Source organism: Aureimonas phyllosphaerae (genome assembly GCF_900113065.1).
GTDB classification, from domain to species: domain Bacteria; phylum Pseudomonadota; class Alphaproteobacteria; order Rhizobiales; family Rhizobiaceae; genus Aureimonas; species Aureimonas phyllosphaerae.
In genome coordinates, this window is sequence record NZ_FOOA01000005.1 from 178,892 (window position 1) to 194,158 (window position 15,267).

The following is a 15,267-nucleotide window of genomic DNA, read 5'->3' on the forward strand; positions in this document are numbered from 1 at the left end:
ATCAGAAGGCGTCGGTGTCGAGCGCCATCATCGAAGCGGCGCCCGACGAGATGCGGGCGAGGTGGGCGGCCGTCTCGGGCATCAGACGGTCCATGTAGAAGCGCGCCGTGACGAGCTTGTTCTCGAGGAACGATGTATCGTCGCCGGCCCCCGACGCCAGCTTTTCCTGCGCGGCATGCGCCATGCGGCCCCACATGTAGCCGAGCGCGACGAGCCCGAAGAGATGCATGTAGTCGGTGGAGGCGGCGCCCGCGTTGTCGGGCTTGGCCATGGCGTTGGTCATCAGCCACATCGTGGCCGACTGGAGGTCGTTGAGCCCCTTCTTCAGCGACTTGGTGAAGGGGGCCATCGCTTCCGTCGAGCGGTGCTCCTCGCAGAAGGCGCCGACTTCCTTGAAGAAGGCCTGGATCGCCCGGCCGCCGTTCAGCGCCAGCTTGCGCCCGACGAGGTCGAGCGCCTGGATGCCGTTGGCGCCCTCGTAGATCTGGGCGATGCGCGCGTCGCGCACGAACTGCTCCATGCCCCATTCGCGCACGTATCCGTGGCCGCCGTAGACCTGCTGCGCCATGACGGCGTTCTCGAAGCCCTTGTCGGTGAGGACGCCCTTGATGACCGGGGTGAGGAGGCCCATCCAGTCGTCGGACGCCTCGCGCACCTTGGCGTCCTCGGCGCGGTGCGACAGGTCGCCCCGCAACGCCGTCCAGAGGATCAGCGCGCGGCCCGCCTCGTTGACGGCGCGGATCGTCATCAGCATGCGGCGCACGTCGGGGTGGACGATGATCGGATCGGCGGCCTTCTCGCCGTGCTTGGAGCCGGCGAGCGCGCGGCCCTGCAGGCGGTCGCGGGCATAGGCGACGGCATTCTGGTAGGCGATCTCGGAGATCGCGAGCCCCTGCACGCCGACGCCGAGCCGCGCCTCGTTCATCATCGTGAACATGGCGCGCAGGCCCTTGTGCGCCTCGCCGACCAGCCAGCCCGTCGCCCCGTCGTAGTTCATGACGCAGGTCGCGTTGCCGTGGATGCCCATCTTTTCTTCCAGCGAGCCGCAGGAGACGCCGTTGCGCGCGCCCGGGTTGCCCGCCTCGTCCGGCAGGAACTTCGGCACGATGAAGAGCGAGATGCCCTTCACGCCCTCCGGCGCGCCCTCGATGCGGGCGAGAACGAGGTGGACGATGTTCTCCGACAGGTCGTGCTCGCCGGCCGAGATGAAGATCTTCTGGCCGGAGATCTTATAGGTGCCGTCGCCCTGCGGCACCGCGCGGGTGCGCAGGAGGCCGAGATCCGTGCCGCAATGCGGCTCGGTGAGGTTCATGGTGCCGGTCCAGATGCCGTCCACCATCTTGGGCAGGTAGAGCGCCTTCTGCTCGTCCGAGCCGTGGCTCTCGATCGCCGCGATCGCGCCGCGCGTCAGGCCCGGATACATGGCGAAGGCCATGTTGGCCGAAGACAGGAACTCGTTGACGGCGGCCGCCAGCGTGTGCGGCAGGCCCTGGCCGCCATATTCGGGGCTCGCCGACAGGCCGCCCCAGCCGGCCTCGCGGAACTGGTTGTAGGCTTCCTTGAAGCCCTTCGGCGTCGTCACCGAGGCATCGGTCGCGCGGTGGCAGCCCTCGCGGTCGCCGACCTGGTTGAGCGGCAGGAAGATGTCGGTCGCGAACTTGCCGGCCTCGCCGAGGATCGCTTCCACGACGTCGGGCGTCGCATCCGCAAAGCCCGGCAGGTTGCCGTGGCGTTCCCAGCCGAGGATGTCGTTGAGGACGAAGAGCGTATCGGCGACGGGGGCCTGATAGACCGGCATGACGGAACTCCCAGCGTCAAACTTTGACGTTTGCGTAAACGTCACTGGGCGATCTCTACTCCTGTTCGGGCCTCCGATCAAGCGGGCCACCCCGGCGCCGACCCGACCATTCCAGCCGATGGTGGATCGGGTCTTGAGATCGCCGGCCGAGACTGAAACAGAGAAAGGCGACAATGCAAAGAAGGGCCGGTTCCATGTTCCAGAGCTTCGACGAGGTGTCCGATTCCAGCCAGAGCGCCTCGCGCGTCGAGCGCCTGCGGGCGAGCCTGCGGGAGGCCGGTGTCGACGGGTTCGTGGTGCCGCGCGCCGACGAGCATCAGGGCGAGTACATTCCGGCCTCCGCCGACCGCCTGCGCTGGATCACCGGTTTCACGGGTTCGGCGGGCACCGCGCTGGTGCTGCCGGACGGCGCCGCGATCTTCGTCGACGGGCGCTACACGGTGCAGGTGCGCGCGCAAGTGGACGCTGCCGTGTTCGCCATCGAAAGCTCGGTCGACACACCGCTCGGGACCTATCTGCGCGAGCACGCCAAGGGGCTGCGGATCGGCATCGACCCGTGGCTCCACACGGTCGGGGAGGTGGCGGCCCTCCGCACCGCCATGGGCGAGGCCGGCGGCGAACTCGTCGCCCTTCGCCACAATCCGCTCGATCGTGTCTGGCAGGATCGGCCGGAGCCGCCGAAGGGCGCAGTCTCGGCCCACCCGCAGGCGCTCGCCGGCCGATCGGGCGAGGAGAAGCTCGGGCAGATCCGCGACGCGCTTCGGAAGGCCGATGCCGACGCCACCGTTCTCACCGACCCGTCGTCCGTCGCCTGGACCTTCAACATCCGCGGCTCCGACGTGCCGCACACGCCGCTGCCCCTGTCCTTCGCGCTGATCCCGCGCGAGGGGCGCGCAACGCTCTTTATCGACCGCGACAAGCTGGGGGCGGACGCGATGGAGGCTCTCGCCCCGCTCGCCGACATCGCCGCGCCCGAGGCGCTGGAGGCCGCACTGGGCGAGATCGCCGACGGTCGCCGCGTCATGCTGGATCCGGCGCTCACCGCCGACCGGCTGCGGGAGGTCGTGGAGGCCGCCGGCGGGACCGTGGTCTCCGGCACCGATCCCGCGCGCCTGCCGCGCGCGCGCAAGAACGCGGTGGAGATCGAGGGCTCGCGCCGTGCGCACCTGCGCGACGGTGCGGCGGTCTCGGCCTTTCTAGCCTGGCTCGACGCGCAGGCGCCCGGCAGCCTCGACGAGATCGGCGCGGCCAAGGCGCTGGAGGGCTTCCGCACGCGGCTCAGTGAAGCGGACGGGCAGCCCCTGCGGGATCTGTCCTTCGACACGATCTCGGCCGCCGGCCCCAACGCCGCGCTGCCGCACTACCGGGTGAACCGCCAGTCGAACCGCGTTCTGGCCGCCGGCGAGGTGTTTCTGATCGATTCCGGCGCGCAGTACCAAGACGGCACCACCGACATTACCCGAACGGTGGCGATCGGCGAGGTAAGCGAGGAGGCGCGGCACAAGTTCACGCTGGTCCTGAAGGGCATGATCGCGGTCAGCCGTGCGCGCTTTCCCGTCGGCACGCGCGGCGTCGATCTCGACCCCTTGGCGCGCGTCGCGCTCTGGCGTGCCGGCTGCGACTACGCCCACGGCACCGGCCACGGCATCGGCTCGTATCTCGCCGTCCACGAGGGGCCGCAGTCGATCTCCAAGCGCGGCATGGCCGTCCTGGAGGAGGGGATGATCGTCTCCAACGAGCCGGGCTACTACCGCGAGGGCGCCTTCGGCATCCGCATCGAGAACCTCATCCTGGTGCTGCCGGCCGAACGCATCGCCGGCGCCGATCTCGATACCCATGCGTTCGAGACGCTGACCTTCGCGCCGATCGACCGGCGGATGATCGCCGTCGAGCATCTGGATGCCGAGGAGCGCGCCTGGCTCGACGCGTATCACGGCGACGTGCGCGAAAAGATCGGCCCGCGCCTCGACGATGAGGCGCGTGCGTGGCTGGAGGTGGCGACGCGTCCGCTGGCGTAAGCGGGCGACCCGCTAGCGGCAGAGGCGGCGGGGGCCGGAGGACGGCTGGTAGGTCCCGCTCTCGGGATCGAACGAGCGATAGCGCGTCTCGCAATAGCGATACCAGGGACCGGTGAAGGGGGCGGGCGTCGCGCCGCGCCGGACCACGGTCACGCTGCGCGGGGCCTCGGCGTCCGCGAGCGCGGCGTCGAGATCGAAGGCGAGGATCGACCCGGCCGAAAGGGCCGGGTTGTCGCGATACAGGCCGGGGACCGGCGGTGCGGGATGGGCATAGTAGAGGGGGCCCGCGACCTGCGGCCCGCCGAAGGCCCCGGACTTACGCTGGTAGACCGGCGGCGAGACGGCCAGCGGAACCGTCGGGACCGGGCCGGACGGCGCGTAGACCGGGCGGTTGTAGGGATCGAGCCCGACATATTCCCAAGCGGATGCAGGCAGGGTTGCCGAGGCGAGGCTCGCGGCCGCCCCCAGCACCAGTATCGCCGCCTGACGCCAGCCCATCATGTCATCCTCCTCGAAACCCACCGACCCGTTGAGCCGGAAGGCGGAAAGAGGGGCGTTGGTTCCCGAACGCGAAACGGCCGCCCGATGATCGGACGGCCGCGAGATGTCTTGGACCTTGGACGGACCCGTCAGCGGCAGAACTGACGCGGGCCATTGTAGGGCTGGAAGGTGCCCGAGCGGGGGTCGAAGGACCGGTAGCGCTGCGAGCAGTAGCGATACCACTCGCGTGTCCAGGGCTCGGCGCGATAGGCGGGCGCCGCATAGTAGCGCGGGGCTCGTTCGACGTAGCGGGGCTGGGCCGCGCTGGCGATCGCCGCACCGACGCCGAGGCCGACGATCGCGCCGGCAAGCGCGCCCCCGCCGCCATGACGATAACCGCGATGACCGTAGCCGTAGCCGCGACCGCCGTAGTAGCGTGGACCACCGTAGTAGCCGCGGCCGCCATAGTAGCGCGGACCGCCCCAGCCGGCGCCGCGGAAGCCGCCGGGCCCGTAATGCGGGCCGTAGCGGTAGTAGGGGTCGGCCTTGGCGCTGGAAATGCCGATCAGCGGCGTGGTGGAGGGCAGGGCGGCGGGAACCATCGTCAGCGCTAGGGCGACGGCCAGGGTGCGTCCGGCCAGCCATTTCGGAATGCGCATGGAATTCCTCCGAAAATACATGGGGATCATGCGCATTAACTGGTTCGCGACTGAACGGTTCCTGAACGGGGCCGGACGGCGGAGGATGGCGTCGATGTCGCGGTGTGACCGGCCCGCACTCATCTGGAAAAATTGATTAATATTTCGTAAATCATGTTGCTTCGGATGCACGGGCCCGGCAAGACCTGCCGGTGATCGGATCGAAAGGGAGTCGATAGGGATGAGCTCACCGCTGTCGTTCTTCTTTCGGCGTGACGGCCAGCGCCCGAGCGAGAACGCCACCGAGCGCCCCGACTTCGGAAAGGTGATGGATCCCGTGGCCCCTCGCGCATCCGCACCCGCGTCCTCCAACACCCATGCCGGTTTCGTACCGCCGCTCGACAGCATCGGCCAGCGCAACGAGATGCTGAAGGTGCGCATCGGCGAGATGGCCGAGCGGCTCGGCGACCTGCGCTCTCTCACCGACGACTTCTCACAGCTCATCGGGCCGATCGAGACGATCGCCGAGGAACTGCCGCGGTCCAAGTCGCGCATCCTCGAGCTTGAAGCCTTGCTGCAGCAGGAGATGGAAAGCGGACAGGCGCTGCGGCGCGAGGTGGATTCGCTTCTCGGCCGCTATTCTACGGCGTCCAGCGAGCTCTCGACCGCGGTGGCGCGCGCGACGCGCCTCGAAAACCTCATGCGCGAGCAGGAGACCGCGTTCGACGAGCAGCGCCTGACGCTGCGCGAGAAGACGACGCATGCCAATGCGCTGGAGCGGCAGCTGCTCGCCGAGGTCGAGCAGAACCAGTCGCTGGCGCTGGAGGTGAAGACCCTGCGGGCCGAGGCGCAGGTGTCCGACCAGGCGCTCGCCGACGCCGAGCGCATGCTCGCCGAAGTGTCCGAGCGTCGCCAGATCCTGGAGCAAGAGAACCGCCGCTTCCAGAATCTCGCCGAAGAGCAGGCGGCCGAACTCGTCTCGGCCGGCTCGCGCATGGACGAGCTGTCGACACAGGTCGAGGCGCATCTCCAGACGATCGCCCTGCAGGAATCCCATATCGCGGCCGAGCAGGCCGGTCGCCAGCGCGCCGTGGCGCAGCTCGAGGCCGAGTTGGCGGCCATGAAGACCGAGCGCTCCAGCGCGGCGATGAAGATCGAGGCCCTCTCGGCCCGCCTGATGGCGACGGACCAGATCCTCGCGCAGGTGCGCGGCCAGTTGCGCGAGCGCGAGGAAGCGATGCGCGCCGCCGAGCGCGCCAACAAGGAGGCGATCGCCGAGCGCACGACCTTCGACCGGCGCCTGGAAGCCAGCAAGACGGAAGCTTCGCGTCTTCTGACGCAGCTCCAGGACGCGCAGAAGGGCCGGATGGAGCTCGAGGCGCGCGCCGACATGCTGGTGAAGGCGCTGGCGGCCAAGGACGCGGCGCTGGAGGGCGTGACGACCCGCGCCAACAACCTGTCGGACCGGGTCGAGGCGCTGACCTTGCGCTTCGAGCAGGAGCGCCAGACGCTCGAGGCCGCGAACCGCCGCCTCATCGAGGAACTGCAGACCGAGAAGGCCGAGCGCACGCTGGCGCAGGGCGCGCTCGACATCGCGCGCGAGAACCGCACGGCGCTGCAGCGGCAGAACGAGACGCTGAAGCGGGCGACGCGCTCGCGTTCGGGCGATGCCGGGCTGATGGGCGACGGGCTGCACGACGGGCACGGTGGCGAAACCTCCTCCAACGTGCGACCGTTCATGATGCCCGAGAAGGGCGACTGAAGGTCGGGCGGCCATGGGTCTCATCGAGCCGGGCGAGGACCCGTTTCGAGCGACCCGCGGCCTGCGGCCGGAAGGAAATGCACCGCAACCTATTGATGGGATGCGGCGAAATGGTCGAAGGTTCGGGGAGAGCCCTCGGCGGCGATGCGTGAGCGGCGGCAAAGGATCGGCATGATGGCCAACAGTGCAAGCGAAGAGATCGGAGTGAGCCTTCGTCAGAGCGTCTCGGAGCATGCGGGCTCCGGCCGCACGGACGGCGGTTTCGTCCTGGTCTCCAACAACGACCGGTCGGGCGCCGCGCGCGACTGGTCGGCGGCGCTCGATCTCGTGCGCGAGGCGAGCGAGGCGATCCGCATCCGCGACGAGCGGGCGACCGAGATGGAGATCGAGCACCGCCTCGATGCCGAGCGGGCGAGCGAGGAGATCCGCTCGCTGCAGGAGCAGCTCGACGAGGCCGAGGTGCGGCTGGCCGAGACCGAGGCGCGCGTGCGTCTCGCCGAAGCGCGGGCCGCCGAGGCGGAGACCTGGCTCGCCAAGATGCACGACACGATCGTCGGCAGCTTCGGGCAGGTGCTGTCGAGCGAAGACAGCGCCGAGGCAGAACTGCGCGCCGCGCTCGCCAGCGGGCGTCTTGGTATCGACGAATGAGCGCGGTTCGCGAGCCCGCCTCCTTCCCCGAGCTTGAGGCCGAGGTCATGGTGCAGTCGGACGGGGCGCGCGGGGCCGAGGTGACGACGCTCTACCCGGCGAACGAGACGGGGGCGCCCGAGGCGGCCCAGCCGGAGGCGAAGCCGACGGACGCCTCGCCGGCCCACGCCGTTGCGCTGGCCGTTGGTCACCTGACCATCGAGCCGTCGCCGACCGACTGGACGCGCACGCTCACCCTCGTGGAGCGCACGGCCGCGACGATCCGCGCCTACGAGAAGCGTTTCGTACAGCTGGAAAAGCAGTCCAAGGCGCTCGCCGACCGTTCGGCCGAGGACCAGCACCGCCTCCAGACGCATATTCAGTCGCTCGAGGAGCGGTTGCGCCAGTCCGAGGAGCGGGTCGTCACCGCCGAGACGGCGTTGCGCGATGCCGAGTACCACGAGTGGGAAGCCGACATGCGCGCCAAGCGTGCCGAGCAGCGCGCGCTGGAGGCCGAGGCCAAGTGCCGGCAGACGGAAGCCTATTTGCGACGGGTGCACGAGCTTCTGGCCGGCGTGTCCTGATCGACAGGCCTGAGGCGATCCAAGATTCAGACGGGAAGGGCGGGGCGCTGGCGTCTCGCCCTTCTTTGAATCCAAGCCCGATGATCGTCTCGGGCGGCAGGCGCGGAACCGTCGATCGCGCGTCCTGATGCGGTAAGCGCGCGGTTTCCCTCAAGCGCGATACTTGCCCGCGTGTCGAGGCAGCGACGACAGGGGTCGGCGCGCACGCTTCCCATGCTCGGGTCGCCGACGGTTTCGGCCATTCCGGAAGCGGAGCGAGGCGATCTGGGCGGAGGCGACCGCTGAGAAGTTAACTGCGCCGAATGCAGAGCGTCCGTTCTTCTCGATCGAACCGAAATCCCGGGGCGTGAACGCCTTGAGGCGGGTCGCGCTCAGGCCGGTTCCACGAACCCTTCGAGCACCCGCTTCTGGCCGGCCCGGTCGAAGTCCACCGTCAGCTTGTTGCCCTCGACGAGCGCCACCGTGCCCCCGCCGAACTTGATGTGGAACACGCGGTCGCCGACCGAGAACCGGCTCGGCTCGTCGGCCACCGACTTGGCGACGAGGGTGCCCTCGATCTCGCGCGGGCCGCCCGCACGCGCCGAGGAGTAGAGCCCGCCGCCCTTTCGTGGTGGCTGATTGGCGCCGCGCGAGCGGTTGGCGGAAAACGGGTCGGTGAGGCGCCCCGCAAAGCCCGACCGGTCGGGCCCGTTCGCCGGCGCCTCCTCGAACCCGCCGGACGACCGCCCGCCGGCGCCGTCGCGCGCGATGTACTTGTCGGCGGTCGCCGCCGCGCGCGAGCGCGCGTCCGAGCCCGACACGCCGCTCTCGCCGTATTCGATCGCGCGGCCGCGCCCGCCGGCATAGCCGCCCACCCCGCCCGACGCCTGCGCCCGACGCCAGCCGGGCGTGCCGTAGGATGAGGTCGAGAAGGCGTTGCCGTCCCAGCGCGAGGCGCCGTAGCCGCCCATGCCGCCGGCCCCGTACCCGCCATAGGAGGCGGAGGCTTCCATCACCTCGACATGCTCCTCGGGCAGTTCGTCGAGGAAGCGCGACGGGATCGTCGACTGCCACATGCCGTGGATGCGGCGGTTGGAGACGAACCAGATCTTCACCCGCCGCTTGCCGCGCGTGATGCCGACATAGGCGAGGCGCCGCTCCTCCTCCAGACCCGAGCGCCCGCCCTCGTCGAGCGAGCGCTGGTGCGGGAAGAGACCCTCCTCCCAGCCCGGCAGGAACACGGTCTCGAACTCCAGCCCCTTGGCTGAGTGCAGCGTCATGATCGAGACGGCGTCGGTCTCGGCGTTCTGCTCGGCGTCCATGACGAGGGCGATATGCTCCAGAAAGCCCGGCAGGCTCTCGTAGTCGTCCATGGAGCGGATGAGTTCCTTCAGGTTCTCCAGCCGGCCCGGCGCCTCGGCCGAGCGGTCGGCCTGCCACATCTCGGTATAGCCGGACTCGTCGAGGATCATCTCGCCGAGGTCGGTGTGGCGCATGGTGGACAGGAGGCCCGACCAGCGCTCGAAGTTGCGCACGACGTCGGCCAGCGCGGCGCGCGGGCGCGGCTTCAACTCGTCCCCTTGCACGATGTCGGCCGCCGCCGCGATGAGCGGCAGGCCCTTGGCGCGGGCATAGTCATGCAGGAGGCGGATCGCGGCATCGCCGAGGCCGCGCTTGGGCGTATTGACGATGCGCTCGAAGGCGAGGTCGTCGGCCGGCTGGCAGACGCAGCGGAAATAGGCCAGCGCGTCGCGGATCTCCTGCCGCTCGTAGAAGCGCGGGCCGCCGATGACGCGGTAGTTCAGGCCGAGCGTGACGAAGCGGTCCTCGAACTCGCGCATCTGGAACGACGCGCGCACCAGGATCGCCATGTCGTTGAGCTTGACGCCCTTGCGCTGGAGCTGCTCGATCTCCTCCCCGATCGCGCGCGCTTCCTCTTCCGAGTCCCAGCCGGCGTTGACCGTCACCTTCTCGTGCTCGGGATCGCGCAGGTCCGTGAAGAGCGTCTTGCCGAGGCGGTCCTCGTTGTTGGCGATGAGGCCGGCGGCCGCTCCGAGGATATGCTCGGTGGAGCGGTAGTTGCGCTCCAGCCGGATCACGGTCGCGCCGGGAAAGTCGCGCTCGAAGCGCAGGATGTTGTCGACCTCCGCGCCGCGCCAGCCGTAGATCGACTGGTCGTCGTCGCCGACGCAGCAGACGTTCACCTTGTCCTGCCCCGCCTCGGCGCGCACGGCGGAATGCTGGGCGAGAAGGCGCAGCCAGAGATACTGCGCGACGTTGGTGTCCTGATACTCGTCGACGAGGATGTAGCGGAAGCGCTTGTGGTAGTCGGCGAGCACGTCCGGATGGTTCTGGAAGATCGCGATCGGATGCATCAGGAGGTCGCCGAAATCGGCCGCGTTGAGGCTGACGAGGCGGTCTTGGTAGGCGCGGTAGAGCTCGCGCCCCTTGCCGTTGGCAAAGGCGCGCGCGTCGCCTTCCGGGATCTTGTCCGGCGTCAGGCCCTTGTTCTTCCAGCCGTCCATCAGGTTGGCGAAGGTGCGTGCCGGCCAGCGCTTGTCGTCGAGGTTCTCGGCCTGGATCAGCTGCTTAATCAGACGGATCTGGTCGTCGGTGTCGAGGATGGTGAAGTTCGACTTGAGCCCCACCAGCTCGGCATGGCGGCGCAGGATCTTGACGCCGATCGAGTGGAACGTGCCAAGCCACGGCATGCCCTCCACCTCGCCGCCGACGAGATGACCGATTCGCGTCTTCATCTCGCGCGCGGCCTTGTTGGTGAAGGTCACCGCGAGGATCTGCGACGGAAAGGCGCGGCGGGTCGCCAGGATATGGGCGATGCGGGTCGTCAGGACGCGCGTCTTGCCGGTGCCCGCGCCCGCCAGGACCAGCACCGGGCCCTCGGTCGTCTCGACCGCGGCCCGCTGCTCCGGGTTCAGCCCCGAAAGGTAGTCGGCCGCGTTCGGCGCGACCGGGCCGCCGCGTGCGGCCAGCGCGCGCGCGGCGATGCCGCCCTTCGGCCGGCCAGCGGGGGCGGCGTTCGGATCACGTGTCTCGTCCATCGCCCCTACTTAATCGATTTCGCGGGGAACACTAGGGGAACATGGTCGAGACGGAGGTCCCACCCCGCGCCGTTGCCTTTCCCCTTGTCTGTGGCGCCGGCCGCCTTGCTCTTTCCGCGACTTATGCCGCAAGAACGAGGACGGATGCCGCCGCTCGGGCGGCCGGACGCGCGCCTGCGGGAAGGAGGCATGACGCATGAAGCTCTTCATCGCGCTGGGCGGCCTTCTCGTGGTCGTCCTCCTCGCGCTTCTCGTCGGCCCCTCCTTCATCGACTGGACGAGCTACCGCGCGAGCTTCGAGGCCGAGGCGTCGCGCATTCTCGGGCAACGCGTCGAGGTGCGAGGCACGGCCTCGGCCCGGCTCCTGCCGTTCCCGTCCCTGTCATTCACCGACGTCGTGGTGGGCGACGATCCGGCCGACCCGGTGCTGACGGCGCGCGCCTTCCGCATGGACGCCGAACTGGCGCCCTACCTGTCGGGCGAGATCCGCATCTTCGACATGCAGATCGATGGCCCGGCGCTCAGCATCCCTGTCGAGGCCGACGGCACGATCCGCTGGCCGGTCGGACCCGGGGCCGCCCCGCCTGAGGAAACGGTGGTGCTGGAGCGGATCGTGGTGGCCGACGGTTCGGCGCTTCTCGCCGACCGCCGTTCGGGGCGCCGCATCGCGCTGACCGACGTCAACGGCATCCTCTCGGCGCAGTCGCTGCGTGGGCCCTTCGCCGGCAGCGCGACGCTGCTTGCCGACGGCGAGCCCCTGGCCGTTTCGCTTTCGACCGGCACGGGGGCAGGGGAGGGGCGGCTTGCTGCCCGCCTGACGATCGATTCGCAGCGCCTCGACACGCGCGCCGCCTTCGATGCGATCGTCTCCACGATCGACGGCGAGCCCCTGGCCGGCGGCACGCTCAGCGTTTCGAGCCCGATCGATCCGGCGGCGAGCCGTGACGGCAAGCCGCCGGCGATCCTGCCGCCCTCGCGCATGACCGCCCGGCTCGACGTCACGCCGACCTCGCTTCGGGCGACCGATTTGCGGGCCGAGGTCGGCGATCCGCAGCAGCCCTATGTCGCGACCGGCTCGGCGCTGATCGATGTCGGGTCGATCCCGCGCTTCGACCTGCAACTCGACGGTCAGGCGATCGACGTCGACCGCATCGCGCCGCCCGCCGCCCCCAGCGGCGAGGCGCCGGGACTGGCGGCCCGGATCGAGGCTCTGCGCGCGGCCCTCGCGCGGCTGCCGACGCCGCGAATGCCGGGGCGCGTGCGCCTCGCCCTGCCGCTGGTGACCGTCGGCGACACCACGATCCGCAACGTCTCGCTGGCCGGCTCGCCGGCCACCGAGGGCTGGTCTCTCCAGTCGCTCTCGGCCGAGCTTCCCGGCCGCACGCTGGTGCAGGCCTCGGGTGTCCTGCGCACCGACGACGAGCCCGGCTTCCGGGGCGACCTGCTCGTCGCTGCGCGCCAGCCGGCGGCCTTCCTCGGCTGGGCGGCCGGCGTTTCCGACCCGGCGCTCGCGCGCCTTCAGCGGGCGGGCTTTTCCGCCGACGTCGAGCTGACGCCGACCGACCAGCGCTTCGACAAGCTGGAGATCGATCTCGACGGCCAGAGCCTGAAGGGTTCGATCCGCCGCGCCGTCCGGCCGGAGGGCCGCAACACGGCGGTTGACTTGACGGGCGATGGCGTCGATCTCGAGCCTCTGGCTGCGCTCGCCCGGATGCTGGCCTTGAGGGACGGGGCATCAGGCGAGGGTGAGCGGTTCGAGGTGCAGTTCTCGTTGGGTGCCTCGCGCTTCGGCAACTTCCAGGCAGCCGGGCTCGATGCCGACTTCTCGCTCGATCGCGGGCTCGTGGACATCGCGGGCTTCGACGCGCGCGATTTCGCGGGCGCCGACATCCATCTCGAAGGCACGCTCCTCGATCCGTTCGGAACGCTGCGCCCCGATCTCAGCCTCGAGGTATCCGCCGAAGATCCGTCTCGCCTTGCCGAGTTCCTGCGCCGTCGTCTGCCGGACAGCCCGCTCGCCGAAACGCTGTCGCGCCGCGCGGCAACGCTCGGTCCGCTGTCGCTCGGCGGAACCGCGACCTCGCAAGGCACCAACCGCGACGATCTCGCGCTCGACCTGACGGGGAGCGCGGCCGGCACCGATGTCGCGTTGCGGCTGGCGATCGAGAACGGTCTGGCCGCGGCGGAGCGCAACGGGCGCTTCGGCCTCGACCTGTCGCTTGCCCAGGCGGATGCCGACGTTCTCCTCGCGCAGGCCGGCCTGTCGCCGCTGCCGATCGGCGGGACGGTGCCGCTCGAGGCGAAGCTCACGGCCTCCGGCATGCCCGGCGCCGCCGCCGACGTGTCGCTGACCCTCAGCTCGTCCGGCACCGAAACCTCGGCCGACGGCACCGCGACGATCGGCGCCGACGGCCTGCAGGCAGCCGATCTGTCGCTGCGTCTTGCGAGCGAGGATGCGGCCCCTTGGGCGACGCGACTCGGCCTGGCCTACGGCCAGCCGCTGGACGGCCTGCCGGCGTCCGGGACGGCGCGGCTGTCATGGGCCAACGGGAGCTGGACCCTCGACGGGCTCGACGGAACGATCGACGGGGCGGCGGTCGCCGGAACCTTCAGCGCCCCGATGGGTGCCCCCGTCACCGGCACGCTCGCCCTGTCGGCCCTCTCGCTCGACTGGCTCGGGACGCTCGTCACCGGCGTCGATCTGGCGGATGCCACGGAGCCCGGCGCCGGCACGCCCGTGACTTTCGCGGCGCCGCTTCTGCCGGCACGCGCCTTCCAGATCGCTCTCACCGCCAGTCGTGCGGATGGGCTCGGTCTGTCGCTCTCGCGCGTGGCCGCCGAGATCGCCGGCGACGGCGCGCGGCTGGCCGTCTCGGGACTTGCGGCCGAGACCGGTGCCGGCGGCCGGCTGACAGGGGCCGGCGAGGTCCGGAACGCCGCCGGTATCCTGTCCGCCCGGCTCGACATGCGGCTCGGCGACCAACCGATCGAAACCGCGAACGGCACCTTCTCCGGTCGGCTCGACGTGTCGGGTGAGGTTTCGGGCGGCGGCGAGACCTGGCCCTCGCTTCTCGCCTCGCTCGACGGGCGCGGTCGCCTCACGGTCGAGGAGGCGCGACTTGCCGGCGTGCGGCCGGACCTTCTGCCGCCCGTCCTCGAGGCGTCGGAGGCGGACGGGTTCGAGACCGGCGAGCCGGCGGTCGCCGCGCTGGTCGCCCGCTTGTCCGACGGGGCCGTCGCCCCGTTGGGAACGCTTGCCGCCGACTGGACCCTGGGGGCGGGAACGCTGCGCACCGCCCCGCTCCGCCGGGCCTTCGAGGGGGCCGCGCTGGATGGCACGGCGTCGTTCGAGATGCGCTCGGGTCAGGTCGACGCCGCTCTCGTGCTCAGCCTCGTTCCGCCCGCCGACGACGCGGTCGCGGACGCGTCGCCCAGCGTCGGCTATCGCATCGCCGGTTCGTGGCGCGAGCCGACCGTCGAGCTGAACGTCCGGCCGCTTGCGACTTATCTCTCGGCCCTCGGTGCGCGGCGCGAGGAGGAGCGGATCGAGGCGATCGAGGACGACCTGCGGGAGACGGTCCGGCTGCGGCGCGAGGCGCGGGTCTATCGCGAGCGCCAGGCGGTGCGGGAGACGTTGCGCCGGGAGCGCGAGGCGCGCGAGGCGGCCGCCCGCGAAGAGGCGGCGCGGCAGGAGGCGGAGCGAGCGGCGCGCGAGCGCGAGGAGACGGCGCGCCGGGAGGCCGAGGCTGAGGCGGCACGACGCGCGGAAGCGGCCCGTGAGGCCGCCGTCCGGGAGGAGGCCGCCCGGGCCGCCGCGGCGCAGGCCGCAAGGGAAACGCTTCCGACCGCTCCGTCCCGTCCCCCGCCATCCGACTTCGAACTGCAGCCGCTACCGACGCCCGCCGCACCGCCTGCTGCAGGTTTCGGCGGCCTACCGGGCGTCTCGAACCCGAACGGCTTTTAGTGCGTCCAACAGAGCCTCCGGGCGGAGGGTTGGCGAGGGATCTGGGTTCAGTGCGAGGCGGCCGAGCGCGGCCCATGCAGCGCATGGACGAGCATCGGCGACGACGCCATGAAACCGAAGATCCGGAAAGCCGACCTCCACGAGGTTTCATTGGAGGCTTGAGTCGCGGGCTATCGCGAGCCGCCTTCCAATCACGGGTCATCGAGAAGCGGCCAGCGGTCCACAGCATGCCACTCTCGTCAAGCGCAGGGTCAAACGCCGCATTCGGGGTGCTCTCGTTCAGGAGACTTGGAGACTGCGCACCCCTGCGGCCGTCGCCCGTGCCCCGAGTTGACCCATGAGTCTCTGTGGCGGGAGG

The 15,267-nt window shown here is 70.3% G+C and carries 9 protein-coding genes; 5 read left to right on the forward strand and 4 right to left on the reverse strand.

Annotation, left to right across the window (positions count from 1 at the left end; all coding sequences use genetic code 11):
• Position 1: 1 nt before the first annotated feature.
• Positions 2–1,798, reverse strand: a complete 1,797-nt coding sequence (locus tag BM175_RS09175) for an acyl-CoA dehydrogenase C-terminal domain-containing protein (RefSeq protein WP_090962239.1) — start codon at positions 1,796–1,798, stop codon at positions 2–4.
• A gap of 194 nt (positions 1,799–1,992) precedes the next feature.
• Between BM175_RS09175 and BM175_RS09180 the strand changes: the two genes are divergently transcribed.
• The gene (locus BM175_RS09180) at positions 1,993–3,816 is read left to right on the forward strand and encodes an aminopeptidase P family protein (RefSeq protein WP_090962240.1); all 1,824 of its coding nucleotides are present in this window, start codon (positions 1,993–1,995) and stop codon (positions 3,814–3,816) included.
• Between the two features lie 12 nt (positions 3,817–3,828).
• Here the strand turns inward: BM175_RS09180 and BM175_RS09185 are convergent, their stop codons facing one another.
• On the reverse strand, positions 3,829–4,317 hold the full coding sequence (locus tag BM175_RS09185) for a BA14K family protein (RefSeq protein ID WP_090962242.1): 489 nt from the start codon (positions 4,315–4,317) through the stop codon (positions 3,829–3,831).
• A gap of 128 nt (positions 4,318–4,445) precedes the next feature.
• Positions 4,446–4,955, reverse strand: coding sequence for a BA14K family protein (locus BM175_RS09190; protein WP_244545938.1), 510 nt, complete (start codon positions 4,953–4,955; stop codon positions 4,446–4,448).
• 220 nt (positions 4,956–5,175) lie between these two features.
• Here BM175_RS09190 and BM175_RS09195 point away from each other — a divergent pair, with 220 nt between their 5' ends.
• The 3 genes from BM175_RS09195 to BM175_RS09205 all read left to right on the forward strand — a co-directional run bounded on the left by BM175_RS09195 (position 5,176) and on the right by BM175_RS09205 (position 7,907).
• A complete protein-coding gene (locus tag BM175_RS09195; protein ID WP_090962244.1) occupies positions 5,176–6,696 on the forward strand; it encodes a hypothetical protein in 1,521 nt (506 codons plus the stop codon).
• Positions 6,697–6,870: 174 nt separating this feature from the next.
• On the forward strand, positions 6,871–7,344 hold the full coding sequence (locus BM175_RS09200; protein ID WP_139224596.1) for a hypothetical protein: 474 nt from the start codon (positions 6,871–6,873) through the stop codon (positions 7,342–7,344).
• Positions 7,341–7,907, forward strand: coding sequence for a hypothetical protein (locus tag BM175_RS09205; protein WP_090962247.1), 567 nt, complete (start codon positions 7,341–7,343; stop codon positions 7,905–7,907). Before BM175_RS09200 ends, BM175_RS09205 begins: the two co-directional genes overlap by 4 nt.
• Before the next feature lie 371 nt (positions 7,908–8,278).
• Here the strand turns inward: BM175_RS09205 and BM175_RS09210 are convergent, their stop codons facing one another.
• The gene (locus BM175_RS09210) at positions 8,279–10,945 is read right to left on the reverse strand and encodes an ATP-dependent helicase (protein WP_090962249.1); all 2,667 of its coding nucleotides are present in this window, start codon (positions 10,943–10,945) and stop codon (positions 8,279–8,281) included.
• Between the two features lie 196 nt (positions 10,946–11,141).
• Between BM175_RS09210 and BM175_RS09215 the strand changes: the two genes are divergently transcribed.
• The gene (locus tag BM175_RS09215; RefSeq protein WP_090962251.1) at positions 11,142–14,909 is read left to right on the forward strand and encodes an AsmA family protein; all 3,768 of its coding nucleotides are present in this window, start codon (positions 11,142–11,144) and stop codon (positions 14,907–14,909) included.
• Positions 14,910–15,267: the final 358 nt, after the last annotated feature.

Coding starts and splice junctions, on each gene's coding strand:
- BM175_RS09175 (WP_090962239.1), bottom strand. CDS start 1,798: ATGCCGGTCTATCAGGCCCCCGTCGCCGATACGCTCTTCGTCCTCAAC.
- BM175_RS09180 (WP_090962240.1), top strand. CDS start 1,993: ATGTTCCAGAGCTTCGACGAGGTGTCCGATTCCAGCCAGAGCGCCTCG.
- BM175_RS09185 (WP_090962242.1), bottom strand. CDS start 4,317: ATGATGGGCTGGCGTCAGGCGGCGATACTGGTGCTGGGGGCGGCCGCG.
- BM175_RS09190 (WP_244545938.1), bottom strand. CDS start 4,955: ATGCGCATTCCGAAATGGCTGGCCGGACGCACCCTGGCCGTCGCCCTA.
- BM175_RS09195 (WP_090962244.1), top strand. CDS start 5,176: ATGAGCTCACCGCTGTCGTTCTTCTTTCGGCGTGACGGCCAGCGCCCG.
- BM175_RS09200 (WP_139224596.1), top strand. CDS start 6,871: ATGGCCAACAGTGCAAGCGAAGAGATCGGAGTGAGCCTTCGTCAGAGC.
- BM175_RS09205 (WP_090962247.1), top strand. CDS start 7,341: ATGAGCGCGGTTCGCGAGCCCGCCTCCTTCCCCGAGCTTGAGGCCGAG.
- BM175_RS09210 (WP_090962249.1), bottom strand. CDS start 10,945: ATGGACGAGACACGTGATCCGAACGCCGCCCCCGCTGGCCGGCCGAAG.
- BM175_RS09215 (WP_090962251.1), top strand. CDS start 11,142: ATGAAGCTCTTCATCGCGCTGGGCGGCCTTCTCGTGGTCGTCCTCCTC.